Here is a 22,437-nt window from a genome sequence, read left to right as displayed (position 1 = left end):
CGGATGGCGGAGCCCACCCCAGGACCGCAGGTGGACGCGGGCGTTCTGGGTCGCTGGCTGGACGCGAGCGGCGCCCCGGGCAACGGCGAAGAGCCCGTCCTGAAACCACTCTCCGGCGGCTCGCAGAACACCCTCTATCTGCTTCAGCGCGGCGGCGAGCGGATGGTGTTGCGGATGCCCGGCGCCCGGGCCGACGCAGCCCGGATCGATGGTCTGCTGCGCGAGATCCGACTGGTGCGGGCGCTGTCCGGCACCGACGTGCCACATGCCGAGTTGGTCGCCGCCGACGATGCCGGCGATCAACTCGGCATGCCCTTCTACGTGATGCGCGCCATCGACGGGTGGAGCCCGATGGATGGCGGCTGGCCGGCGCCTTTTGACACCGACCCGGCTGCCCGGCGTGGGCTGGCGTTCGAACTCGTCGGCGGCGCCGCGGAACTCGCTCGGGTGGACTGGCGGGCCGTCGGCCTGGCGGGTTTTGGTCGCCCGGACGGATTCCACGAGCGGCAGGTCGACCGCTGGTTGGCCTTTCTCGACGCCTACCGGGTGCGCGAGTTGCCCGGCCTCGATGAGGCCGCCGACTGGTTGCGTCACAACCGGCCGGCGCACTACACCCCGGGCATCATGCACGGCGACTACCAGTTCGCCAATGTGATGTTCGCGCACGGCGCGTCGGCGAAACTGGCGGCCATCGTCGACTGGGAGATGACCACAGTCGGCGATCCACTGCTGGACCTGGCCTGGTGCCTGCTGGGCTACGACGGTGAACAGCCGAAGACCGACGGCTTCTATCTGGACATGCACGACATGCCGACGCGCAGCGAATTGCTCGAGCATTACGAGAAAGTCAGCGGCCTTGCAACCGAGAACATCGACTATTACCTGGTGCTGGCCAACTGGAAGCTGGGCATTGTGCTGGAGAAGACCTACGCTGCCGGGGTGCGCACCGGAAAAGTCGATCCGAAGATCACCGAGGCATTCGGGCCGATGATCCTGCAGTTGATCGCCACGGCGGCTGAATTGGCTCGCGCGAAATGAGCTACGCCGACCAACTTTTCGACCTCACCGACCGGGTGGTGCTGATTACCGGGGGCAGCCGCGGCCTCGGCCGGGAGATGGCGTTCGGCGCCGCCCGATGCGGTGCCGACGTCGTGATCGCCAGCCGCAATATGGACAACTGTGCAGCCACCGCCGAGGCGATCCAGGCCGAGACCGGGCGCTCCGCGATGCCATACCAGGTGCATGTCGGGCGGTGGGATCAGCTCGACGGCCTCGTCGACGCTACCTACCAGCGGTTCGGGAAAGTCGACACGCTGGTCAACAACGCCGGCATGTCCCCGCTCTACGACAAGCTGACCGACGTCACCGAGAAGCTCTTCGACGCCGTGGTCAACCTGAACCTCAAGGGCCCGTTCCGGTTGTCGGCGCTGGTGGGTGAGCGGATGGTCGCCGCCGGACGGGGTTCGATCATCAACGTCAGCACCGCCGGATCGCTGCGCCCGACACCGGACATTATTCCTTACGCCGCGGCAAAGGCCGGGCTCAACGCGATGACCGAGGCGCTGGCCAAGGCGTTCGGCCCGGCCGTGCGGGTCAACACGTTGATGGCCGGGCCATTTCTCACCGATGTCAGCAAGGCGTGGAATCTGGGACAGGTGAAAGGCAACCCGTTCGAACATCTTTGCCTGCAGCGGGCCGGCAACCCCGCTGAAATCGTCGGTGCCGCATTGTTTCTGGCTTCCGACGCGTCCAGCTTCACCACCGGCTCCATACTGCGGGCCGACGGCGGAATCGCCTGAAAGGAGCGCGGCAAGCTCGGTGACTCTGCGGCTACCAAGCAAAAGTACGAGTAGCTCGCCTAGTCAACGCAGAGTCAACGATCAGTAGACCCGAGGAGGTTGCGATATGGCATGGGACTTCTCCACCGAACCGGAATTCGAGAAGAAGCTTGACTGGATCCGGGAGTTCGTCCGCGAGGAAGTGGAACCGCTCGAGGTGCTGTTTCCCGGCTGCGAATTCCTGCCTCTGGACGATGAGCGCCGCCGAATCGTCGACCCGCTCAAACAGCAGGTCCGCGACCAGGGCCTGTGGGCCCCGCACCTCGGGCCCGAACTGGGCGGGCAGGGTTTCGGCGCGGTCAAGCTCACGCTGATCAACGAAATCCTGGGCCGCAGCCCCTGGGCGCCGATCGTGTTCGGAACCCAGGCACCCGACACCGGCAACGCGGAGATCCTGGCCCGGTTCGGCACCCAGGACCAAAAGGACCGCTATTTGGCCGGGCTGCTGTCCGGCGAGATCTTCTCCTGCTTTTCGATGACCGAGCCACAAGGTGGCGCCGACCCGCGCGTGTTCACCACCCGCGCCGTGCGCGACGGCTCAGATTGGGTGATCACCGGGCGAAAGTACTTCTCCTCCAACGCATCAGTGGCGTCGTTCTTCATCGTCGTCGCGATCACCGACCCGGACGTGCCGGTCCATCAGGGTGCGTCGACGTTCCTGATCCCGGCGGGCACCGAAGGTCTGGTCGTGGAAGCCACTCATCACCTGGTCGGAGCCGACCCCCATGAACCGGGGCATTCCCTGGTGCGCTACGACGGGGTCAGGGTGCCGTCAGACGCATTGCTCGGCGAGCCTGGCCAGGGCTTCCTGATTCTGCAGACCCGGCTGGCCGGCGGACGGCTGCATCACGCGATGCGATCGATCGGGATGGCGCAGCGCGCCGTCGACATGATGTCGCAGCGTGCGAAAAGTCGGTTCACCCAAGGCAGCTCGCTTGCCGATAAACAACTGGTGCAGGAATTCGTTGCTGACTCCTATACCGAGTTGATACCTTTCCGGCTGACTGTGCTGCACGCGGCGTGGCTGCTCGACAGCGGTGACGAGCGTGCTGCTCGCGCTGAGATCGCCGCCTGCAAGATCTTAGCGTCGCAAGTACTGAAATCGATTGCGCTGCGGGCCATCCAGGTACACGGCGCGCTCGGCCTCACCGATCAGCTGCCACTGGTCAATGTCCTGCTCGGCGGCATCGCCCTCGGTCTGGCCGACGGGCCGACCGAGGCGCACAAGGTCAACCTCGCCAGGATGCTGCTCAAAGGATACGAGGCCGAAGAGGCGGAGTGGCCCAGCGAGATGCTGGACAGGCGCCGCACCGCTGCCCGCGCCAAATATGGTGAGCTCGTTGACCAATAACAGAGTCACCGCGGCCGTCGAGCGAGCACTCGACGACCGCCAGCGGGAGGCGACCGAAGAGGTCGAACGCATCCTGGCGGCCGCGGTTCGGGTGATGGAACGGGTCGCGCCAGACCCGCCGCGGGTCAGCGACATCGTGGCCGAGGCCGGTTCGTCGAATAAGGCGTTCTATCGCTACTTCGCCCGCAAGGACGATCTCATCCTGGCCGTCATGGAACGCGGTGTCGCGATCGTCGTCTCCTATCTGCGGCACCAGATGGACAAGGAGTCCACCCCGCAGGGCAAGATCACCCGTTGGATCCAGGGCTCATTGGCGCAGGTCGCCGACCCCCACCTGCTCAGCATGAGCCGGGCGGCGGCCGGGCAGATGTCGGCCGGTTCCAATGTCGACGAGGAGATCATGCGGCCACTGCGGGAACTGCTTTCCGAACCGGTCGCCGCGTTGGGCAGCAAGGACATTCAGCGTGACACCGATGCGGTGTTCTATTACACGGCGACAACGATGCGCCGTTATCTGGATTCGGCCGAGCGGCCCGGCCTCGACGATGTCGAGCACCTGGTGCGATTCTGCTTACGCGGCCTGGGGATACGGTGATGCGCGCATTCGTCTGCCGAGACTACGGGCCGCCGGAAAATCTGGTGATGGCCGATCTCGCCGATCCGGTGCCGGGTCCCGGACAGCTGGTGGTGCGGGTGCGCGCGGCGGGCGTCAACTTCCCCGATGTGCTGCTGATCGCCGGCAGCTACCAGATCCGCTTGCCGGTGCCGTTCACCCCGGGCAGCGAGCTCGCCGGGGAAGTGCTGGTCGCCGGAGAAGGGACACGGTTGCGGCCCGGCGACCGGGTGTTCGGCACCACGCCGACCGGCGCGTTCGCCGAGCTGGCGCTGCTCGACGAGCGGTCGGTGTCGGCCATCCCCGACGGTGCGGACTTCGCCTCTGCGGCCGCATTCGGGGTCACCTACCGCACCGCCTACCATGCGCTGCGATCGGTGGCCGACGTTGCCGAAGGTGATTGGGTGGTGGTGCTCGGTGCTGCGGGCGGGGTCGGGTTGGCCGCAGTCGATTTGGCGGTCGCCATGAAGGCCCGGGTGCTGGCCGCGGCATCGACGCCGGAGAAACTCGAGGTGTGCCGGCAACGCGGTGCCGAGCTGACTGTGAATTACGGCCGGGAAGACCTGAAGTCCCGCATCCGCGAACTCACCAACGGCGCTGCCCGGGTGGTGCTCGACCCGGTCGGCGGACCGTATTCCGAGCCGGCCCTGCGCGCGCTGGGCCGCGGCGGGGTCTTCGTCACACTCGGGTATGCCGCGGGATCAATTCCGGCCATCCCGCTCAACCTCGTTCTGCTCAAAGGCATCACAGTCCGCGGCATGGAGATCCGCACGTTCGTGGGTGATCATCCCGATCAGGCCGCGCGCGATCTGCTGGAGTTGGAGCAGATGTTCGCCGATGCCCGGATCCGGCCCTGTATCGGCGCCCGGTTCCCGCTGGCCGAGACTCCGACGGCGTTACGCCACCTTGCCGACCGCAAAGCGATCGGCAAGGTGGTGATCGAAGTCGATTGACTCGCGTCGAAATCGGCTATGGCGTGACGATATTGAACGCCGGGTCGGGCCGGTCGAGGACACCAAGAAACGCCTGAAGCGCCGCCTTCTCGCCGGCGATGTCCAGCCCGGGCGAGCTGAGATCGCCGCTCGCGGCCGCCAGCAGCCGAGAGGTGCTGTCCAGCGTGACCGTCACATCCGCGGTCGCCGGGTCTGCCGAGACGTTGCGATGCACCAGCACGCCGTTGCGCAGCGTGAGCCGATGGTTGGTATCCCGGTCGGCCAGGACGATGTCGATGGCCAGGTGCAAATCCCAGGCACGCGGCCCGTTGACGCTGATCGCAAGGCCGTCGAAGATCTGCTCCGGTGTCAGCTGGGACAGTAACGACAGCGACGTCGGCTGGGTTGCGGTGCCGAAGTTGCCGTTGCGCAGCTCCGCGGCGCCGGACAGGAAGAAGTTGCGCCATGTCGCGTTCTCGGCGCCATAGGCCAGCTGCTCCAGCGTGTCGGCGTAGAGGTCGCGGGCGGCGGTATGCGCGCTGTCGGCGAAGATTGCATGGTCGAGCAGCGTTGCCGTCCAACGGAAGTCACCGTTGTCGAAGGCACGCCTGGCCAGCTCGACCACGCGGTTCATCCCGCCCATCGCGTCAACATAGCGGGCGGCCAGCGGCTCGGGAGGGTGCGGCCACAGCCGCGCCGGGTTGCCGTCGAACCAGCCCATGTAACGCTGGTAGACCGCTTTGACGTTGTGGCTTACCGATCCGTAATACCCGCGGGTATGCCACGTGTCCTCCAGGGCCGGCGGCAACTGCAGTGTTTCGGCGATTTCGGCACCGGTGTGGCCACAGTTGAGCAGCCGCAGCGTTTGGTCATGCAGATAGGCGTACAGGTCACGTTGCAGCGACAGGAACTCGACGATGCGCGCACGTCCCCAGGTCGGCCAGTGGTGAGAGGCGAACACGACGTCGCTGCGCTCGGCGAAGACATCGATGGCCTCGGTCAGGTACCCCGACCAGGCATGCGGGTCACGCACCAGCGCCCCGCGCAGTGTCAGCAGGTTGTGCAGGTTGTGGGTGGCATTTTCGGCCATGCACAGCGCGCGGAATCGCGGGAAGTAGAAGTGCATTTCGGCCGGGGCCTCGGTGCCCGGCGCGAGCTGGAACTCGATCTGCACCCCGTCGATGGTGTGGGTCTCGCCGGTGGCCCGGACATCGACCGTCGGGACGATCAGCGCAACCTCACCGGCCGACGGCGCCTGGCCCAGGCCGCAGCCGACTTGTCCCCGCGGACTGCGCGCCAACAGTGTGCCGTACATGTAGGTGGCGCGACGGGCCATGGCCGGGCCGGCGTAGACGTTCTCCTGCACGGCATGGCCGGTGAATCCTTCCGGCGCCAGCACCGCCACCCGGCCCGCGTCCACGTCCGGCTGGGTGGTCACTCCCAGCACACCGCCGAAGTGGTCGACGTGGCTGTGCGTGTAGATCACCGCCATGACCGGGCGGTCACCGCGATGGGCGCGGTAGAGTGCCAGCGCCGCCGCCGCCACTTCGGTGGACACCAGCGGGTCGATGACGATGATCCCGGTGTCGCCCTCGACGAAGCTGATATTGGAGATATCGAATCCGCGGACCTGATAGATGCCCGGCACCACTTCGTAGAGGCCTTGTTTGGCGGTCAGCGTGGATTGTCGCCACAGGCTGGGATGCACGGATGTCGGCGCGTCACCGGCGAGAAATGAGTAGACGTCGTTGTCCCACACCACACGGCCATCGGCAGCCCTGATGACGCAGGGAGTCAGCGCGGCAATAAATCCGCGGTCTGCGTCCGTGAAATCGGTTGTGTCGTTGAAGGGCAGGTTCACCGGGACGACACTGCCACCAACTCCGCTGTCCCGCAGGATTACCGCGCACAGACCGAATTGCGGGCCACTGTGAGATGGAGTTCACCCGCAATTAACAGGACATGTTTTCTGCCAATTCGAGTTTTCCGGTCCGGCTTGGCCCCCATACTGCGCTACGGGTTCGTCAATGCCGAGGGACCCGTCGCATTCGACAAAGGAGAACAGGTGAAACGTGGAATGGTAATCGCGGTAGCCGGGGCAGCGATCGTAGCCGCAGGTATGTCCGGCTGTTCCAGTAACAAGCCGTCGACAACCGGCACCGGAACCTCGTCGCAGGGATCCAATACGTCGGCCAGCGCGTCAGCCGGCCCATCGAACGCGAAGGTCGTCATCGACGGCAAGGACCAAAACGTTAGCGGCACCACGGTTTGCAGCACGGCGGGCGGCAACGTCAACATCGCCATCGGCGGGCAGGCCACCGGCATTGCTGCGGTACTCACCGACGCCAACCCGCCCGACGTGAAGTCGGTCGGTCTGGGCAACGTCAACGGCGTCACGCTCGGCTACACGGCCGGTACCGGTCAGGGCAACGCCAAGGCGACCAAGGACGGCAACAGCTACAAGATCACCGGTACCGCGACCGGGGTTGACATGGCCAACCCCATGCAGCCGGTGAACAAGCCCTTCGAGATCGATGTGACCTGTTCGTAAGGTTTTTCGTGGCACGCCACTCACGGCTTGACCGTGAGTGGCAACCGCACCGTGAATTCGGTCGATCCCGGCGCGCTATGAACACCGATGGTGCCGCCGTGCGCTCTCACCACCGCCGAGACGATAGCCAGGCCCAAGCCGGTGCTGCCACCCTTGCGGGACCGGGAGCTGTCGCCGCGGGCGAACCTCTCGAAGATCTCCGACTGCAACTCTTCTCCGATCCCGGCTCCGTTGTCGGCCACAGTCAGGACGGCCCGCGTCGAGTCGATGCTCAACCGGGTAGTCACAACGGTGCCCGGACCGGTGTGAATGCGGGCGTTGGCGAGCAGGTTCGTCATCACCTGATGCAGCCGGGCCGCATCACCGGCGACGATCACCGGCTCGTCGGGCAGGTCGACCTCCCACTGGTGATCTGGTCCGGCCACGAGCGCATCGCTGACCGCATCGACGGCCACCCGCGACAGGTCGACCGGCTCCAGCTCCAGCGGTCGGCCGGAATCCAGCCGGGCCAGCAGCAGCAAGTCTTCGACGAGCCGGGTCATTCGTTCGGTTTCGGATTGCACCCGGCTCATCGCGTGCGTCACCGCGTCCCTATCGTCACCTACCCGTCGCGCCAGTTCGGTGTAACCGCGGATAGCGGTCAGCGGTGTGCGCAGTTCGTGGCTGGCGTCGGCGACGAACTGACGCACCCGGGTCTCGCTGGCCTGCCGCGTCGACAGTGCGGCCGCAATGTGGTCCAGCATCCGATTCACCGCGGAACCGAGTTGGCCAACCTCGGTGTGGGGGTCGGCGTCCGGCTCGGGGACTCGCACCGGTAGCGCCACTTCGCCGCGGTCCAGTGGCAGGCCGACGACTTCACCGGCGGTACGCGCGACGCGCCGCAACGGAGCCAGGGCACGGCGGATGATGACGATACCGGCGGTCGTCGCCGCGGCCAGCACGATCACGGTGACCACCGCGAAGATCAGCAGCACCCGGATCATGGTGGCGTCCACATTGGACATCGACAGACCGGTGACAATGACGTCGCCGCCGTGCCGGGCCTGGGCGGCCACCACGCGGTACCGGCCGAGGCCGTCGAGATTGCGTGTCAACGGTGTGCGGTTGGCCACGACCGCTTTGAGCTCGGCTTTGGCGTTGTCGGACAACGCAGCCCGGGTGCCGGTCGTGGTCAGATAGCCCGCGTCGACGGTCGCGCTGTTGCTGACCACGGCGGCGACCATGCCGACCGGTTGGCCCGGGGCGTCGAGGAATTCCGGACCGGGGCCGGGCCTAGGTGCGTGGTGATGGCGCCGTGGCCCGGGAGGCCGCGATGGTTCGCCGAACATCCGCACCGAGCGGTGCGAGGCGTCGTGCACCTGCACGTCGAGCTGGCCAACCAGGTACCGGTACAACGCCACCTCGGTCACCGCGCCGATCCCGACGCACGCAATGGCGAGCACGATGGTCTGACCGACCAGCAGCCGAACCCGAAGCGACCAGGTCCGCCGTGTGCTAGTGGGGCGGTTTGAGGACATAACCGGCGCCGCGCAGCGTGTGGATCATGGGCTCGCGCCCGTTGTCGATCTTCTTGCGCAGGTAAGAGATGTACAGCTCGACAATGTTGGACCGGCCGCCGAAGTCGTAACTCCATACCCGGTCCAGGATCTGCGCCTTGCTCAGCACCCGCTTGGCGTTGCGCATCATGAACCGCAGCAGCTCGAACTCGGTGGTGGTCAACGAGATCGGCTGGCCCGCACGGGTGACCTCATGACTGTCCTCATCGAGCACCAGGTCGCCGACGACGATCTGCGCGCCGCTGTCGACCGTCGTCACCCCGGTACGCCGCAGCAGCCCACGTAACCGCAGTACTACCTCTTCGAGGCTGAACGGTTTGGTGACATAGTCATCGCCGCCGGCGGTCAACCCGGCGATGCGGTCTTCCACCGCGTCCTTGGCGGTGAGCAGCAGAACGGGGAGTTGCGGATTGTGTTCGCGCAGTTTGCGTAACACGTCGAGCCCGCTCATGTCGGGCAACATCAAGTCGAGCACAACGACGTCCGGCCGCTGCGCGCGCGCCGTCGCCAGCGCCGATGCTCCGTCGCCGGCGGTGTCGATGTTCCAGCCTTCGTAGCGCAGCGCCATCGACACCATCTCGGCGAGGACGGCCTCGTCGTCGACTACCAGCACATTGATCGGGTTGCCATCGGCGCGACGCATCACCACACGCTCGACCGATGCCTGGGGTTGGCTCACAGCTTCTAAGTATGCGCACGTGGATGAGCCGATCCTGTGCAAATCCTATGCGCGGGCTGTGAGCCTGATCAGTACCAGTATCGCCGGCCACCGACCGGGCGGCCGACGCTGCCGAGGACCCAGAAAACCGCACCAATGACCAGCAATATGATGCCGAGCACCCACAACAGGTGAATGCTGAAAACGAATCCGAGGATCAGCAGGACAATTCCGAGGGCGATCATGATTTCTCCATTCCAACAAGGTGGTCGATGTCGATTACGTTCATCGAGCTGGGCTGCGGCAAACGACAGTCCCCTACCTTCGGGTTGACGCCGGCGTAGTTCAATGGCCCAGCAATCACGGTGACCGCAATTGTGCCCGCTGATGCGCAGGTCGTGTCGCTGCCCTTGAAGTAGTCGCGCTGCCAAGCGGCGAAGGCCCCGATGAGCAACCAGATCAGCACAATGGTGCTGATAGCTCCGCTATATCGCATTGTGACCTCCACGATGTAGGCACAATTGGCTTCCCCGGCGGCCGAATTTTCAAACGTTCGATCGAAAGGTCCAAAGCCTCACGCCGGTCGGTGCGCGGATACGAAGACCGTCGGGGGCATCGCGTCTTCGTCCGGGAGGCTGCGGCCATGCCGGGCGAGCATCTCGGCCATCGTGACTACCGATGCATCCCAGTCGTGTTCAGCCAGCCAGTCGGCGATGTCGGCGCGTTCCTCGGCGTACCAGAGATCTTCGACATTGGGCATCTCGATGTCGGCGAGCCGCGCCGCCGCGGCGTGCAGGCGCTCGACCCGCTGCCGCTGACGCGCCAGCCGCTCGGGATTGAGGTAGTCCCCGCCGGGTGCGTTCGCTGCCAGCCAACTGCCGCCGGGACTCAGTGAATGAACGCGTTCGACCAGCAGATCCTGAGCCGACGCAGGTAGGTACCGCAATAGTCCTTCGGCCGACCACGCGGTTGGCTTCGACGGGTCAAACCCTGCCCGCACAAGCGCCTTCGGCCAGTCGCGGCGCAGGTCTATCGGCACGTTCACCGGGTTGGACGCCGGACGCGCGCCATGCGCGGCCAACGTGGCCGACTTGAATTCCAACACCTTGGGTTGGTCCAGCTCGTACACGGTCACGCCGTCCGGCCACGGCAGCCGCCAGGCGCGCGAGTCCAATCCGGCGGCAAGGATCACCATCTGCCGCACACCGGCCTCGGCGGCACCGAGGAAGAACTCGTCGAAAAACACCGTGCGCACGGCCATGAAGTCGACCATCACCCGCAGCCACGCGCCCACGTCCGGCTCGACGTGGGCCGCCGGTGTTGCGTACAAGCTCCAGAGTCCCGCACCGGCAGCGTCGGTAAACATTCGAGCGAATGGGTCCCTGAAAAGCGGTTCGGCGCTTTCGGTCTCGGCCGCACGAGCCGCGGCGACGCCCAAGGCCGTCACCCCGACGCTTTCGGTGATGTCCCAGGTATCGTCGTCACTTCGCGACATCGTCATTCCCTCCAGTCCGCTACCCGCGGTGCGCGGCGAGCCACTCGGCCGCCCGACGCTTCGACGCCCGTGACAGCCATCCATCCTGGATGAGCTCAGCCAACTCCGTTCTGCTGACGTCGGCTAACCGGCTGGCCCGCACCAACACCGACGGATGGCCGTCAAACCGATCAGTGGTGAAGAATGGCGAACCCGGGTCTTGTACCAGCGCCAACTTCTCGCTTTCGGATTCCACCCAAATCATGACCACGTCAGAATAGCGTTCCCCGGTATCGGGGTCAGCTGCGTCGGGCTGCGGGGTGCGGAAGAACACGAACGACTTGCCGTCGACCTGGTAGATCGCGTTGCCCCGCGGTCCGTCGATTCGCTGCGTGTACGGCATCGCGGCGGCGATCTCGTGGACGTCGCTTCCTCGGGCCGGCCGGTCCGCCATAGGGCTGGCTCAGATGAGTGGCGACCCGCCGCGCCCGGCTTCGCCGCGCTCGCGATCGCCACTGGCTCGCATGAGTGGCGACCCGCCGCGCCCGGCTTCGCCGCGCTCGCGATCGCCACTGTGCTGCAGCAGTTCTGCCATCGCCGGCATGATCGTTTGCAATGCCTTGAGCGGTCGCAACATGACCTTGAACGATACGATCTGCCCGTCGTCGTTCCAGTGGATCATGTCGATGCCGTTGACGTAGATGCCGCCGATCGTCCCGGCGAACTCGAGGATCGCGGATTGATCGTTGTACCACTGCTCGACGTAATGGAAATCGCTATCGCCGAACACTTTTGCCGCTGCCCTGAGGTACGCTGCGGTTTTGCGCCGGCCTTCCTGCGGGGTGAAGACCGCGGGTGAAAAGAACACGGCATCGTCGGCGAGCAGGGTGTCCAGTTCGTCGGTGCGGCCGTTCTCGATGATCTCGATCCAACGCTGGATCACGGGTGGTGTCATACGGCGATTCTGGCAGACCGGCGACCCTGTAACTTCAGCAGCGTGGAGAACCTGCAAGCGATCGCGGACTGGATGTCGCAGCAGGGCCTGGGTGAGGGCCCTCTGGAGGATATCTCCGAGATCCGCGGCGGAACGCAGAACATCATGCTGAGGTTCACCCGATCCGGCCGGCCGTACGTGCTGCGACGGGGACCGAAGCACCTGCGTCCGCGCAGCAACACGGTGATCCTGCGGGAGACCCGGGTACTGGCCGCGTTGGCCGGCACCGACGTGCCGCATCCGCGGCTGATCGCCACCTGCGACGACCCGGCCGTGCTCGGCGACGCCGTCTTCTACCTGATGGAGCCCGTCGACGGGTTCAACGCCGGCGAAGAGCTTCCGCCGTTGCACGCCAGCGACCCGAAGGTACGGTTCGAAATGGGACTGTCGATGGCCGACGCGCTGGCCAGGCTGGGTGCCGTCGACCACGTCGCGGTCGGGCTGGCAGATTTCGGTAAGCCCGAGGGGTTTCTGGAACGCCAAGTGTCACGCTGGCTTTCGGAGCTGGAGTCCTACAACGAGTTCGAGAACTATCCCGGGCCGGACATTCCCGGTGTCGACGACGTCGCCAAATGGCTCGAGCAGGGCCGGCCGTCGGCGTGGCAACCGGGCATCATGCACGGCGACTACCACGCCGCCAACGTGATGTTCTCCCGCACCGGCCCGGAAGTCGTCGCGATCGTCGACTGGGAGATGTGCACGATCGGCGACCCACTGCTGGACCTGGGCTGGCTGCTGGCCACCTGGCGTCAGGCCGACGGCACCAGCGTGTTCGGCCACACGCTGACCGAGATGGGCGGACTGGCCACCACCCAGGATCTGTTGGAGCGATACGCCGCCAACACCAGCCGCGACCTGTCGCACGTCACCTGGTACACGGTGCTGGCCTGCTTCAAACTCGGCATCGTCATCGAGGGAACGCTGGCCAGGGCATGCGCCGGCCAAGCACCGAAGGAAGTCGGCGACCAACTTCATGCGGCCACCGTGCGGCTGTTCGAGGAGGCGCTGACGCTGATGAACGCCGCCGCTTAGTCGGCGGTCGTGCGCATCGCCACCAACGCGTCGTCCAGCGTCGGATACAGCGAAAACACCTTGTCAAGGCCGGTCAGCTCGATCGGCCTGCTGGTTGCCGGATTGCTCGCGACCACCGCCAGGTGAGCCGATTTGCCGACCTTCTCCTGGGTGGCGACCAGGATCCGCAGCCCTGCCGAGGCCATGAACTGCACCGCCGACAACTCGATGACGAGTACCGGCGGTTGTTCGGCAAGCGCTCCGGCGAGGGCTTCTTCGAAGGCCGCCGCGGTGCTCAAATCGATTTCACCGCCGATGCTGACCACCGTCACCCCGTTATGGTGCGCAACGGAGGCGGTGATCGCTTGTTCAGGTGTCAACGACCGTCCCTTTTCTGGCGCTGGTGCGCTCACGGCGGGACGGTGCCGACCCGTGACCCACCGTCGCAAACTGTGTAGAAGATAATACTTCAACAGGTGCCCCGCGGGTGCTTGGATATTCTTGGCCGAGATTGCGCTCTGGACAGGACCGGGAGGTTCGATGTCGGATCCGTCGACAGGCTTGGTGGGCGGCGGCGCCGCCACCCAGGCAATAGGGATTTCCAGCGAGGGCTTACTACCCCAGTTGGTGCAGCATCTGCGGCAGAACCGCACGGCGCTGCGCGAGAAGTGGGCCCGCCGGATCACCGAGGCGGAAGTGCTCACCTCGATGACACCGGAAGAGATTTTCTCCGAGGCCACCGCCGTCTACGACAACTACGTCGAGGTGCTCGAGACCGGAAGCGTCGAAGCGCTGCAGGCCTACGCGCGTGACCTGTCCGAACGGATCATTCCGCGTGGCGTGGAAACGCATGAGGTCGTCGGCATCGTGCTGCTGCTGCGCGACGTGCTCGCGCGCTCGCTGTTCGAGAAGTACCAGACGGACTTCAAGATGCTGAACCAGGTGCTCGACGCTTACGAGCAGGCCGCCAACCGCATCGCCAACACGGTCGCGGTCAGCTTCGTCCAGGAGCGCGAGCGCATCATCCGCCAGCAGCAGGAGGCGATCCGCGAGCTGTCCACGCCGGTGCTGCAGGTGCGCGAGCAGCTTCTCATCCTGCCTATCATTGGCGTGCTGGACAGTCAGCGGGCCCGGCAGCTCACCGAACAACTGCTGAGAGCCATTCGCTCCAACCGGGCCAAGGTCGTGGTTATCGACATCACCGGTGTCCCGGACATCGACTCCACGGTGGCGAACCACTTGGTGCAGACCGTCGAAGCGTCGGGGTTGATGGGGGCCAGCGTGATCATCACCGGCCTGTCGTCGGAGATCGCGCTGACCCTGGTGACCATCGGACTGGACCTGTCCAAGATGAACGCCGTCGGCGACCTGCAGGGCGGCATCGAAGAGGCCGAACGCCTGCTGGGCTACGAAGTCACCCGCGCCAGCGAGCCGAGCGGGTGAGCACCACCACTGCGAGCGCCCCATGCCAGTACCCATCCTGAAACAGGGCGCGATCCTGATCGCCTCCGTGCAGGCCGCGCTTACCGACTCCGACACCGAACGGCTGCAACAGGACCTGATGGAACGGGTCAGCCGGTTCCGCGCACAGGGCATCATCATCGACGTCACCGCCATCGACGTGATGGATTCGTTCGCTGCCCGCTCGTTGCGCACGATTGCGCACATGACCCGGTTGCGTGGTGCGGACACGGTGATCGTGGGCCTGCAGCCGGAGGTCGCGTTCGCGATGGTGCAGCTCGGGCTGGTGTTCGACGATATGTACACGGCGTTAGACCTCGAGGAGGGCCTTGCGCTGCTGAACCGACAATTGGCGCTACGGAAGTCGATCGGACGCGACGGTGTCTGATGACGTCGTAGTCGACGTTGGCAACTCGGATGACATCGTCGCCGCACGCCAGGCGGGACATCGTCTGGCTCGCGAACTGGGTTTCTCACTCACCGATGTCACCATGATCGCCACGGCGATCTCCGAGATCGCCCGAAACATCACCAGTTACGCCGGATCCGGCGCGGTTCGGGTTATGGTGGCCGACCGGGAGGGACGCCAGGCGTTGGTGGTACGTGCCGAAGACGAAGGGCCGGGCATCGCCAACGTGGAAAGGGCGCTCGAGGACGGCTTTTCGACCGGCCGCGGGCTGGGGATGGGGCTGTCCGGCGCTCGCCGCCTGATGGACCGGCTGGTCGTGCAGTCCGTACCCGGCCGGGGCACGGTTGTCGAGATGTGGAAATGGATTCCGCCCAATGGGTGAGCACGGTCGGCTCGGACCGATTGAGTGGGCGGCCGAGTCACGCCCCCGCCCGGGCGAGCGGGTTTGCGGCGACCACCCGATCGCGATCGACGTGGACGGGACCGGCGCACTCGTCGGCGTGCTGGACGGGCTGGGCCACGGCGAGGAGGCCGCGGCGGCGGCATTGTGTGGTGTGGACGTGCTACGAGGTGCCCGCGCCGAGCCACTGGAGGTCTTATTCCGGCTCTGCCACCGTGCGCTGCGCGCCACCAGGGGGGCCGCGATGACCTTGGCCCGAATCGATTTCGCCGCCGGCACGCTGCGCTGGATCGGAATCGGCAACGTCACTGCCAACCTCGTCGCCAAACACCCGGGCGGTATCGAGGTGCGCTCGTCGGCGCGGCTTGCCGGCGGGATCGTCGGCTACCGGATGCCCGAGGTTTTAACGCCGCAGGAAGTGTCAATCCATCCCGGCGACCTGCTCGTTATGACCAGCGACGGTATCGCGGAGAATCACTTGGACAGCATCGACTTCGCCGCCCCCGCACTCGTGACCGCCCGGGAGATCTTGGGTGAACACGGCAAGGGTTCCGACGATGCGCTGGTGCTTGTCGCGCGTCATCGAGGCATATCCGGGTGACCCAGCCCGACGATTTCCACCTCCGGTACGCCGCCGCGCTGCGCACCTACCTCCAGACGCAGAACGAGGCGGGTCTTGTCGTCGGCCAGGAACTCGGACGCCGCGCCCTGCGGGAGGACATCAGCACGCTGGACATCATCGAGAACCACTTCCGGTTGATCAACGACCAGCTCGCGAGTAAAAGGGCCGTCGACAGATCCGCAGCGCTGGAGTTCCTGTTACAGACCCTGGCACCGCTCGACGTGGCGACGCGCGGGTTCCTCGACGGCACACGGCGTTACGAAGAACAACGGGCCCGCGCTGAAGATCTCGCCGATCGTGACGAGTTTCGCAGTGCACTGGTGAATTCCCTTCAAGAGGGGTTCTTCGTCGCCGACGACGACGGTGCCGTCACCGAAATCAACGAGGCTTTCACCCAGATCACCGGCTACCCGGCGCGGGGCGTGCCGTACCGATGGCCGCACCCGTGGTTGGTCGACAAGTCGGCGGCCAGGCACCAGCAATCCCGGCTCACCCGGGAAAACCAGGTCCAATACGAGACTCCGATTCGGCATCGCGACGGCCATCTGGCCTGGGTGGCGATCAACGTCAGCACGGTCCCCGAACAAGGAGCCAACGGGAAGGTGTTCGTCGGAACGATTCGGGACATCACCGCGGAGCGGGCGTTTGCTGCGCGGGAAAGCGCGGTGCTGCGGCTGGCCACCGCCGTGGGCGTCGCCAAGAGCATGGCCGAGGTGCTCTCGACCACCCTCGACGAGTGCCGGACGTCCATCGATGTGTCGCGAGTGGTTGCCGCCACCTGGTCCGCCGATGGCGGCGACCCCAGCATCCAGGTGGCCGGCGAACCCGCCGCATCGACCTGGCGTGAGCTCGATCCGTTGCTCCAGCAGACATTTCAGCAGGCCCGCCACCAGCTGCCGCTGACCGTTCAGCCGGTTGAGGCAGAAGCTACGTCGGCCGATTCACGCGGAATAGTAGCGGTGCTCTCCGGTGGTGGCGACGTCGTGTTGTGGCTGGAGTTGCGCACACCTCGCCGGATCAGCGCGGAGGAACGGCTGCTGGTCACGGTTTTGGTCGGCCACCTCAGCCTGGGGATACAGCATGTCCGCCAATTCGAAGGGGCCCGCGAGACGTCATTGACGCTGCAGCGCGCGATGCTGTCGCCGTCGGAACCGCCGGCCGGTTTCGCGGTTCGCTACGAACCCGCCGTCCCGCCACTGGAGATCGGCGGTGATTGGTATGACGTGCTGCCGCTGAGCGACCACCGGATAGGCATCATTGTCGGCGACTGTGTGGGCCGCGGCTTGGCCGCCGCCGCGGTAATGGGTCAGCTTCGCAGCTCCGCCCGCGCCTTGTTGCTGACCGGCGCCGAGCCCGCGATGCTGCTCGAGCAACTCGACTCGGCGGCCAAGCTCATTCCGGATGCCTTCTGCACCACGGTATTTCTGGCAACGCTTGATACCAAGTCGGGCGTTATGCGCTATAGCTGCGCAGGCCACCTGCCAGCTGTGCTGGCCGCGCCGCACTCCGAGCCGAACTTGTTATTGGATGCCCGATCAGTTCCACTTGCCGTGCAGCGCAAGAGTCCTCGCCCACAGGCCGCCGTGACTCTGTTGCCCGGCTCCACATTGATGTTTTACACCGATGGGCTGGTCGAACGGCGGGACGTGTCGATCGACGACGGGATCGCGCGCGTCACCGAGGTTGTCATGGACGGGATGAACTCTTCGGTCGACGCCATCGCCGATGCGGCGCTTGCCGAGTTGGCGCCGCTCGGTGGATACGATGATGACGTCGCGATAGTGGTCTACCGGCAACCGTATCCCCGGCTGGTGATCGAAAACGACGCGTCAGCAGATGAATTGGCCAGCATGCGGCATCAGATCACCGCTTGGTTGCAGGCAGCCGCGGCCCCGGAGGGCCTGGTGGCAGACGTTGTGTTGGCGGTCAACGAGGCGTGCGCCAACAGCATCGAGCACGCCTATCGGGGACAGCCGCCCGGAAAGTTCCGTGTCGAGGCTAACTGCGACGGCGCACAGGTACAGATACGGATTGCCGATTTCGGTTCATGGAAGGCAGCACCTCCCGACTCCGGGAATCGCGGACGAGGGCTGATGCTGATCCGGGCGGTCAGCGACTGGCTCGAGTTGGACTGCACGCCAGAGGGAACCACCGTCGACATGAGCTTCCGATACCCGGTATATGTCGCTGTGCCCGAAGGGATTTGACCCGTGGACCGACAGCTCGTGGACGGCCTCGTCGATGCCGACACGGCAGGCCTGGTTGAGATGTTCAAGGACCTTCACCGCCATCCCGAACTCGGCTTCACCGAGACCCGCACCGCGGGAATCGTCGCGCAAGCGTTGAGCCGTCTGGGTTTCGCGGTGACGACCGGGATCGGCGGTACCGGCGTCGCGGCAGTCCTACCCAATGGGCCAGGACCCACGGTGATGTACCGGGCCGACATGGACGCGTTGTCCGTGGCGGAAGCCACCGGCCTGGACTACGCCAGCACCGCGCAAGCGGTGGGTCACGTGTGCGGTCACGACGCCCACGTGACATGGATGCTCGGCATGGCGAACATCCTGGCACAGACAACCGGCACGTGGTCGGGCACCGCGGTGCTGATCGGTCAGCCGGCCGAAGAGCTGATCGCGGGCGCACAAGCCATGGTCGACGACGGCCTCTACGACGTCGTGCCCACACCGGATTTCTTCATCGGGATGCACACCGCGCCCGGCCCGGTCGGCATGCTGGTCGCCTCCGGCGGTGCGAAGATGGCCGGCACCGATCAGCTCGACATCGTCTTCAAGGGTGTCGGCGGGCACGGGTCGATGCCGCAGTTGACCAAGGATCCGGTGCTGATGGCCGCGTTGGCCGTCGTGGAGTTCCAGACGATCGTCAGCCGAACCGTCGCGCCGCAGGAGACCGCGGTGCTGACCGTCGGCGCGGTGCAGGCGGGCTCGGCCAACAACGTCATCCCGGCGGAGGCGCTGCTGAAGGCCAACCTGCGCTGGTTCAACCCGCCGGTACGTGAGCAGCTGCTCGCCGGGGTGAAGGCGGTCAGCGAGGGTATCGCCCGAACCTATGGGATGCCCGAGGACCAGCTGCCGGTGATCACGATGAAGGGCGGATCCACGCCGCTGGTCAACGACGACGGCCTGTCGTCGCGGCTCGCCACGGCGCTGGGCGAGGTGATCGGCTCGGAGAACGTCGTCACGGACTTCCCGCCGCTGGCCGGCTCCGAGGACTGCCACTTGCTCAAGGGCCCGCACACCGATGTGCCGTTGTGCTATCTGATGGTCGGCGTCGCCGACCCGCAGGTCTACGCCGACGGCTTGGCGGCGGGCAAGTTGTTCCCCTATTCGCCGCACAGCCCGGACTACGTGGTCGACTTGGCCGCAATCCCGTTCGGTACCAAAGTCGCCAGCTACATCATGCTGGAACTGCTCGGTACGGAGGTTTGACGGCTACGGCAGCTCGGTGTGCATCAACATCACGTCGTATGCATTCCACGACGAAAGATTGAAGTACAGGTCTCTACCCGTCGACCAGGGATGGACCATCGGCGCGTAGATGCCGCCGGGCATCTGGAATGACGACACGAGCAATTGCTCTGGGCTCCATGGTCCTTGCGGCGCCGGCGCAGTTCGCGCCACGACGTCATTGCCGCCGTTGGTGTAAAGCGCCAGGTATTGCTTGAGATAGTTGTTGTAGTGGGCCGACATCTCGGCCACCGGGCCCGGGATAACCGGCGTGGCCGCCCCCGGATTGTTCAGGACCCACGCGTTCTGGTCGCCGTTCCAGTATTGGTACTTGGTGACGTCCGGCACGAACCGCTGGGGGACTCGGGCCAGATGTGCCGAACCGCCGCGTCCCGACGGGGTGCCGAACGAGTAGATGTACCCGTCGGCGCCCCGCATGAACGCGCCCATCTGGAAATTCTCGTTCCCCGGAACGTAGTGGGCGCCCCGGACGCTGTCCGGCCCCGGCGTGCGGACGGAACCCGGGTAGATCCCCCAGTTCTGGCCATTGTCGGGGGACACCGCGATTGCCGAGTAGTTCGTCGACCACTCGCCATCGCGGCCCCAATTCTTGACGGACATGAAGTTCATGTACTGGTTTCTGCCGACGGAGACGCCGGCGGTCGGAATCATGCTCTCCTGGGTTGGCGCCCACTTGTAGGCGGGAATGATCTGTTTCGAAAAGTTCGCCTGCCGTACCGGTGAACCGGAGTATTTGTCGTTGGGCACGCCGGGCGCCACGCTGATTCCGTCGGCCAGATTGCGGTCTTGGCTGCGGAACAGCGTGTTGTATCGGTGTTGCTGGCCCTGCAGCCGGCAATAGCCGAAGGTGTCACCGAAAGCCATCAGCACCTGGCGGTTGACGGCGTCGCCGTTGTCCCAGGGGATTCCGAGGTCGGTCCCGGAGATGCCGAAACGATCGAGTGTCTTGTTCGGGCTGTTTGGTCCGGTCACCCATTCGACGAGTGATGTCGGAGCGCCCGCGATCGAGGCTGGCGGCGCCGGTGCCGCAGCGGGTTCCGGTGCCGGCTGCGCGGGCACCGCGTTCGGTCCCCACTGATTAGCATTCGGCGGCACCTGGTTGCCTGGGTTTGGGGGATTGGGCACGGGTGGTACCACTCCGGCTTGCTGTTGCAGCGGTGCGGAGTATTGAGAGCCCGGCTTGAGCAAAGCAGAAATCAGTGGCCCCAGCCTGGGCAGCGGCGCGTTCTCATTCGCGCCGCGCGGCCGGCGCCCGGTCGGCAGCGGAGGCCGTGGCCCTACCGGGGTCATCGTCTGGGGCGGGGCAGCCGCCGCCGCAGGGGGGTCGACGTTAGCTTCGGACGCGGTACACGTCGCCGCGGTCGCCGGTGGCGCAATCGGAACAACGAGTCCGATCGCTGCCGCCGACACCACCGATGCCGAGACGATTCGACGGATCGCCGCCATGTCACACCTTTCCGGGGCAGGACGTCGTGCTGACGTCCGCGGTTGACTGATGTGACGATAGTGATTCCTGTGGCTCCTGTGATCAGTGATTCGAGGATAGGTATGGATCCGTGACCATGTCGCAACCTGTTGGCGGGTTGCCGAACACGTCGCCATTCAGCGCAAAAAGTGCACCATTGTTATGTACCGTCATTCTGGCACATGTTTCCGGTACACTTTGAACGTGGCGAGCAGCTACAAGGTCGAGATCGAGACCAGCGCGGCAAAGCAGGTCCACCGTTTACAATGCTACGACCAGTCCCGCGTCATGGCCGCGGTCCTGGCACTCGCCGACGACCCGCGGCCACCCGGCTGCGTCAAACTGTCGGGCGCCCAAGCGGCCTACCGCATCCGCGTCGGCGTGTTCCGCATCGTGTACGTCATCGACGACGGGTTGCGAGTCGTCAACGTGACCCGGGTCGGCCACCGGAGGGAGATATACCGGCGATGAGCATTCTTGTCCCCATCAGTAAGGCACGGGCGCGCCTATCCGAGCTGGTGCGTCGGTCCCGCGACGACGACGTGGTGCTGATGAACCACTCCACACCGGCTGCGGTGATCGTCTCGGCCGACCGCTACGAATCGCTGCTCGAAGAGATCGAAGACCTCAAGGACAGGCTGAGCGTGCATGAGCGCACCGGCGTGACGATCTCGGCCGAGAAGCTGGCGGCCGAGTTGGGCCTGAACTCCTGACCGGATTCGACGAAAAACGTTGTGGCGCGCCCGAAGAGATTCGAACTCCCAACCTTCTGATCCGTAGTCAGAACCGCCCGCTTTCAGGTTGTTTCAGGGTATCCCGGCATGTCTCGACAAACCCCATCTGACCTGCGCAACCCGTCCCGTGATGTCCCATCACGACGCAGCGGGTATCGCGCAAGTTGTCACAACGTCGTCACAACTTAGGCCTCTGGATTTATCGTCGCCGACGACGTCTGGGTCATGCGCTAATCGGTCGCTGTCCTCCCACCAAGCTCGGTCTCTCAGCTGCACTCAGCCACGTTTGGCCGTCTAACCCGTTCTCACCAACGCCGCACTTGTTCGCATCGGTTCTGCCGTGTTCTGTGGGACTATCTCGCTACTACGCCGAGAGACCGGCGAATACAGCCGCCTCAGCACCTCATGGTGTAACGCAGGAGCCGAATCGTCGAGATCGGCGGCGACTGGAATACACCGCTGTCAACGAGCAACGGCCCAGCCCCGACCACAACAGGGAAAGGCTGATTCATCGGATGAAACGATAGGTTGGTCATGGATAATTGCCATTATCCATGATACAGTCCGCCGTTTTCATCAGATGAATCAGCACCCGCCTACTCATTGATCGGTTCATGAGGGCATCTTCGATCACGAAACATCCTGTTAGGACCAGGCTTTCACGCTACCACGGTCAATTCCGATAGATGTGGACTGCCTAGGCCTCGCCGGCATGCGCGACACAGGTTCGCAAGTTGACACCCTTACCTGCCGGTATGTGGGCTTGACCCCGTTTGGTGGACACAGGGTCAGGCGGCTTGTGCCGTCTGAGTGAGTCGGTCTTCGAAGTCGACCGGACTCATCATAGCGATGGCCGAGTGACGTCGGCGTCGGTTGTAGACTC

At 65.2% G+C, this 22,437-nt stretch carries 24 protein-coding genes and 1 pseudogene; 15 read left to right on the top strand and 10 right to left on the bottom strand.

Features of this window, described 5'->3' with window-relative positions; translation table 11 throughout:
- Nucleotides 1-3 precede the first annotated feature (3 nt).
- The 5 genes from ACRDTL_RS15220 to ACRDTL_RS15200 all read left to right on the top strand — a co-directional run bounded on the left by ACRDTL_RS15220 (nucleotide 4) and on the right by ACRDTL_RS15200 (nucleotide 4,755).
- Nucleotides 4-1,038: a phosphotransferase family protein gene (locus tag ACRDTL_RS15220; RefSeq protein WP_431507534.1), complete on the top strand. Its 1,035-nt coding sequence runs from the start codon at nucleotides 4-6 to the stop codon at nucleotides 1,036-1,038.
- Entirely contained in the window at nucleotides 1,035-1,799 is a 765-nt protein-coding gene (locus ACRDTL_RS15215; protein WP_431507533.1) for an SDR family NAD(P)-dependent oxidoreductase, read from the top strand. The genes ACRDTL_RS15220 and ACRDTL_RS15215 overlap by 4 nt, the downstream gene beginning before the upstream one ends.
- Nucleotides 1,800-1,905: 106 nt before the next feature.
- Nucleotides 1,906-3,189, top strand: coding sequence for an acyl-CoA dehydrogenase family protein (locus tag ACRDTL_RS15210; protein ID WP_431507532.1), 1,284 nt, complete (start codon nucleotides 1,906-1,908; stop codon nucleotides 3,187-3,189).
- Nucleotides 3,170-3,784, top strand: coding sequence for a TetR/AcrR family transcriptional regulator (locus tag ACRDTL_RS15205; protein WP_431507555.1), 615 nt, complete (start codon nucleotides 3,170-3,172; stop codon nucleotides 3,782-3,784). Before ACRDTL_RS15210 ends, ACRDTL_RS15205 begins: the two co-directional genes overlap by 20 nt.
- The gene (locus ACRDTL_RS15200; protein WP_431507531.1) at nucleotides 3,784-4,755 is read left to right on the top strand and encodes an NADPH:quinone oxidoreductase family protein; all 972 of its coding nucleotides are present in this window, start codon (nucleotides 3,784-3,786) and stop codon (nucleotides 4,753-4,755) included. The genes ACRDTL_RS15205 and ACRDTL_RS15200 overlap by 1 nt, the downstream gene beginning before the upstream one ends.
- Before the next feature lie 16 nt (nucleotides 4,756-4,771).
- Here the strand turns inward: ACRDTL_RS15200 and ACRDTL_RS15195 are convergent, their stop codons facing one another.
- Nucleotides 4,772-6,595, bottom strand: coding sequence for an alkyl/aryl-sulfatase (locus ACRDTL_RS15195; protein ID WP_431507530.1), 1,824 nt, complete (start codon nucleotides 6,593-6,595; stop codon nucleotides 4,772-4,774).
- A 204-nt stretch (nucleotides 6,596-6,799) separates the two neighbouring features.
- Here ACRDTL_RS15195 and ACRDTL_RS15190 point away from each other — a divergent pair, with 204 nt between their 5' ends.
- Entirely contained in the window at nucleotides 6,800-7,285 is a 486-nt protein-coding gene (locus tag ACRDTL_RS15190) for a lipoprotein LpqH (protein ID WP_431507529.1), read from the top strand.
- Nucleotides 7,286-7,305: 20 nt separating this feature from the next.
- On the opposite strand, the gene ACRDTL_RS15185 is transcribed toward ACRDTL_RS15190, so the two are convergent.
- The 7 genes and pseudogenes from ACRDTL_RS15185 to ACRDTL_RS15155 form a co-directional block, all read right to left on the bottom strand.
- Nucleotides 7,306-8,802 carry a sensor histidine kinase gene (locus ACRDTL_RS15185; protein ID WP_431507528.1) on the bottom strand — a complete coding sequence of 499 codons (1,497 nt, stop codon included), beginning with the start codon at nucleotides 8,800-8,802 and terminating at the stop codon, nucleotides 7,306-7,308.
- Complete coding sequence (locus ACRDTL_RS15180) at nucleotides 8,780-9,484, bottom strand: response regulator transcription factor (protein ID WP_431507554.1); 705 nt, start codon at nucleotides 9,482-9,484, stop codon at nucleotides 8,780-8,782. The genes ACRDTL_RS15185 and ACRDTL_RS15180 overlap by 23 nt, the downstream gene beginning before the upstream one ends.
- A 104-nt stretch (nucleotides 9,485-9,588) precedes the next feature.
- Entirely contained in the window at nucleotides 9,589-9,744 is a 156-nt protein-coding gene (locus ACRDTL_RS15175) for a DUF6131 family protein (protein WP_431507527.1), read from the bottom strand.
- Complete coding sequence (locus tag ACRDTL_RS15170) at nucleotides 9,741-10,007, bottom strand: hypothetical protein (protein WP_431507526.1); 267 nt, start codon at nucleotides 10,005-10,007, stop codon at nucleotides 9,741-9,743. Before ACRDTL_RS15170 ends, ACRDTL_RS15175 begins: the two co-directional genes overlap by 4 nt.
- A gap of 66 nt (nucleotides 10,008-10,073) precedes the next feature.
- A complete protein-coding gene (locus ACRDTL_RS15165) occupies nucleotides 10,074-10,994 on the bottom strand; it encodes a class I SAM-dependent methyltransferase (protein ID WP_431507525.1) in 921 nt (306 codons plus the stop codon).
- 19 nt (nucleotides 10,995-11,013) lie between these two features.
- Nucleotides 11,014-11,427 (bottom strand): MmcQ/YjbR family DNA-binding protein, encoded by a 414-nt coding sequence (locus ACRDTL_RS15160; protein WP_431507524.1) that lies wholly within the window; start codon nucleotides 11,425-11,427, stop codon nucleotides 11,014-11,016.
- A 117-nt stretch (nucleotides 11,428-11,544) separates the two neighbouring features.
- Nucleotides 11,545-11,928 (bottom strand): annotated as a pseudogene (locus tag ACRDTL_RS15155) (nuclear transport factor 2 family protein); the annotation flags it as partial.
- Nucleotides 11,929-12,000: 72 nt separating this feature from the next.
- Between ACRDTL_RS15155 and ACRDTL_RS15150 the strand changes: the two are divergent.
- Nucleotides 12,001-12,999 carry a phosphotransferase family protein gene (locus tag ACRDTL_RS15150; protein ID WP_431507553.1) on the top strand — a complete coding sequence of 333 codons (999 nt, stop codon included), beginning with the start codon at nucleotides 12,001-12,003 and terminating at the stop codon, nucleotides 12,997-12,999.
- Here the strand turns inward: ACRDTL_RS15150 and ACRDTL_RS15145 are convergent.
- A complete protein-coding gene (locus ACRDTL_RS15145; RefSeq protein WP_431507552.1) occupies nucleotides 12,996-13,358 on the bottom strand; it encodes an STAS domain-containing protein in 363 nt (120 codons plus the stop codon). The two genes, ACRDTL_RS15150 and ACRDTL_RS15145, sit on opposite strands and share 4 nt — an antisense overlap.
- A gap of 160 nt (nucleotides 13,359-13,518) precedes the next feature.
- Between ACRDTL_RS15145 and ACRDTL_RS15140 the strand changes: the two genes are divergently transcribed.
- From ACRDTL_RS15140 to ACRDTL_RS15115, 6 genes are read left to right on the top strand one after another with little or no spacing between them, the layout of a single operon-like run.
- Nucleotides 13,519-14,421: an STAS domain-containing protein gene (locus ACRDTL_RS15140; RefSeq protein WP_431507523.1), complete on the top strand. Its 903-nt coding sequence runs from the start codon at nucleotides 13,519-13,521 to the stop codon at nucleotides 14,419-14,421.
- Nucleotides 14,422-14,443: 22 nt separating this feature from the next.
- Nucleotides 14,444-14,827, top strand: a complete 384-nt coding sequence (locus ACRDTL_RS15135) for an STAS domain-containing protein (protein WP_431507522.1) — start codon at nucleotides 14,444-14,446, stop codon at nucleotides 14,825-14,827.
- Nucleotides 14,820-15,230, top strand: a complete 411-nt coding sequence (locus ACRDTL_RS15130) for an anti-sigma regulatory factor (protein WP_431507521.1) — start codon at nucleotides 14,820-14,822, stop codon at nucleotides 15,228-15,230. The genes ACRDTL_RS15135 and ACRDTL_RS15130 overlap by 8 nt, the downstream gene beginning before the upstream one ends.
- Complete coding sequence (locus tag ACRDTL_RS15125; RefSeq protein ID WP_431507520.1) at nucleotides 15,223-15,849, top strand: SpoIIE family protein phosphatase; 627 nt, start codon at nucleotides 15,223-15,225, stop codon at nucleotides 15,847-15,849. The genes ACRDTL_RS15130 and ACRDTL_RS15125 overlap by 8 nt, the downstream gene beginning before the upstream one ends.
- On the top strand, nucleotides 15,846-18,077 hold the full coding sequence (locus ACRDTL_RS15120; protein WP_431507519.1) for a SpoIIE family protein phosphatase: 2,232 nt from the start codon (nucleotides 15,846-15,848) through the stop codon (nucleotides 18,075-18,077). The genes ACRDTL_RS15125 and ACRDTL_RS15120 overlap by 4 nt, the downstream gene beginning before the upstream one ends.
- A 3-nt stretch (nucleotides 18,078-18,080) precedes the next feature.
- Entirely contained in the window at nucleotides 18,081-19,316 is a 1,236-nt protein-coding gene (locus ACRDTL_RS15115; RefSeq protein WP_431507518.1) for an amidohydrolase, read from the top strand.
- Nucleotides 19,317-19,319: 3 nt separating this feature from the next.
- Here the strand turns inward: ACRDTL_RS15115 and ACRDTL_RS15110 are convergent, their stop codons facing one another.
- Nucleotides 19,320-20,801 carry a DUF4185 domain-containing protein gene (locus ACRDTL_RS15110; protein ID WP_431507517.1) on the bottom strand — a complete coding sequence of 494 codons (1,482 nt, stop codon included), beginning with the start codon at nucleotides 20,799-20,801 and terminating at the stop codon, nucleotides 19,320-19,322.
- Nucleotides 20,802-21,024: 223 nt separating this feature from the next.
- Between ACRDTL_RS15110 and ACRDTL_RS15105 the strand changes: the two genes are divergently transcribed.
- Nucleotides 21,025-21,291: a type II toxin-antitoxin system RelE family toxin gene (locus ACRDTL_RS15105; protein ID WP_431507516.1), complete on the top strand. Its 267-nt coding sequence runs from the start codon at nucleotides 21,025-21,027 to the stop codon at nucleotides 21,289-21,291.
- Entirely contained in the window at nucleotides 21,288-21,533 is a 246-nt protein-coding gene (locus ACRDTL_RS15100; RefSeq protein WP_431507515.1) for a type II toxin-antitoxin system prevent-host-death family antitoxin, read from the top strand. Before ACRDTL_RS15105 ends, ACRDTL_RS15100 begins: the two co-directional genes overlap by 4 nt.
- The last annotated feature ends 904 nt before the right edge of the window (nucleotides 21,534-22,437 follow it).

The organism is Mycobacterium sp., assembly GCF_050700595.1.
Classification (GTDB): domain Bacteria; phylum Actinomycetota; class Actinomycetes; order Mycobacteriales; family Mycobacteriaceae; genus Mycobacterium.
This window is presented reverse-complemented; position numbering and strand designations above follow the sequence as displayed.

Excerpts from the sequence above, each read along its gene's own strand:
- ACRDTL_RS15220 (WP_431507534.1), top strand. The coding sequence starts at position 4 with ATGGCGGAGCCCACCCCAGGACCGCAGGTGGACGCGGGCGTTCTGGGT.
- ACRDTL_RS15175 (WP_431507527.1), bottom strand. The coding sequence starts at position 9,744 with ATGATCGCCCTCGGAATTGTCCTGCTGATCCTCGGATTCGTTTTCAGC.
- ACRDTL_RS15135 (WP_431507522.1), top strand. The coding sequence starts at position 14,444 with ATGCCAGTACCCATCCTGAAACAGGGCGCGATCCTGATCGCCTCCGTG.
- ACRDTL_RS15210 (WP_431507532.1), top strand. The coding sequence starts at position 1,906 with ATGGCATGGGACTTCTCCACCGAACCGGAATTCGAGAAGAAGCTTGAC.
- ACRDTL_RS15180 (WP_431507554.1), bottom strand. The coding sequence starts at position 9,484 with ATGCGTCGCGCCGATGGCAACCCGATCAATGTGCTGGTAGTCGACGAC.
- ACRDTL_RS15160 (WP_431507524.1), bottom strand. The coding sequence starts at position 11,427 with ATGGCGGACCGGCCGGCCCGAGGAAGCGACGTCCACGAGATCGCCGCC.
- ACRDTL_RS15215 (WP_431507533.1), top strand. The coding sequence starts at position 1,035 with ATGAGCTACGCCGACCAACTTTTCGACCTCACCGACCGGGTGGTGCTG.
- ACRDTL_RS15185 (WP_431507528.1), bottom strand. The coding sequence starts at position 8,802 with ATGTCCTCAAACCGCCCCACTAGCACACGGCGGACCTGGTCGCTTCGG.
- ACRDTL_RS15200 (WP_431507531.1), top strand. The coding sequence starts at position 3,784 with ATGCGCGCATTCGTCTGCCGAGACTACGGGCCGCCGGAAAATCTGGTG.
- ACRDTL_RS15150 (WP_431507553.1), top strand. The coding sequence starts at position 12,001 with ATGTCGCAGCAGGGCCTGGGTGAGGGCCCTCTGGAGGATATCTCCGAG.
- ACRDTL_RS15110 (WP_431507517.1), bottom strand. The coding sequence starts at position 20,801 with ATGGCGGCGATCCGTCGAATCGTCTCGGCATCGGTGGTGTCGGCGGCA.
- ACRDTL_RS15125 (WP_431507520.1), top strand. The coding sequence starts at position 15,223 with ATGGGTGAGCACGGTCGGCTCGGACCGATTGAGTGGGCGGCCGAGTCA.
- ACRDTL_RS15140 (WP_431507523.1), top strand. The coding sequence starts at position 13,519 with ATGTCGGATCCGTCGACAGGCTTGGTGGGCGGCGGCGCCGCCACCCAG.
- ACRDTL_RS15100 (WP_431507515.1), top strand. The coding sequence starts at position 21,288 with ATGAGCATTCTTGTCCCCATCAGTAAGGCACGGGCGCGCCTATCCGAG.
- ACRDTL_RS15165 (WP_431507525.1), bottom strand. The coding sequence starts at position 10,994 with ATGTCGCGAAGTGACGACGATACCTGGGACATCACCGAAAGCGTCGGG.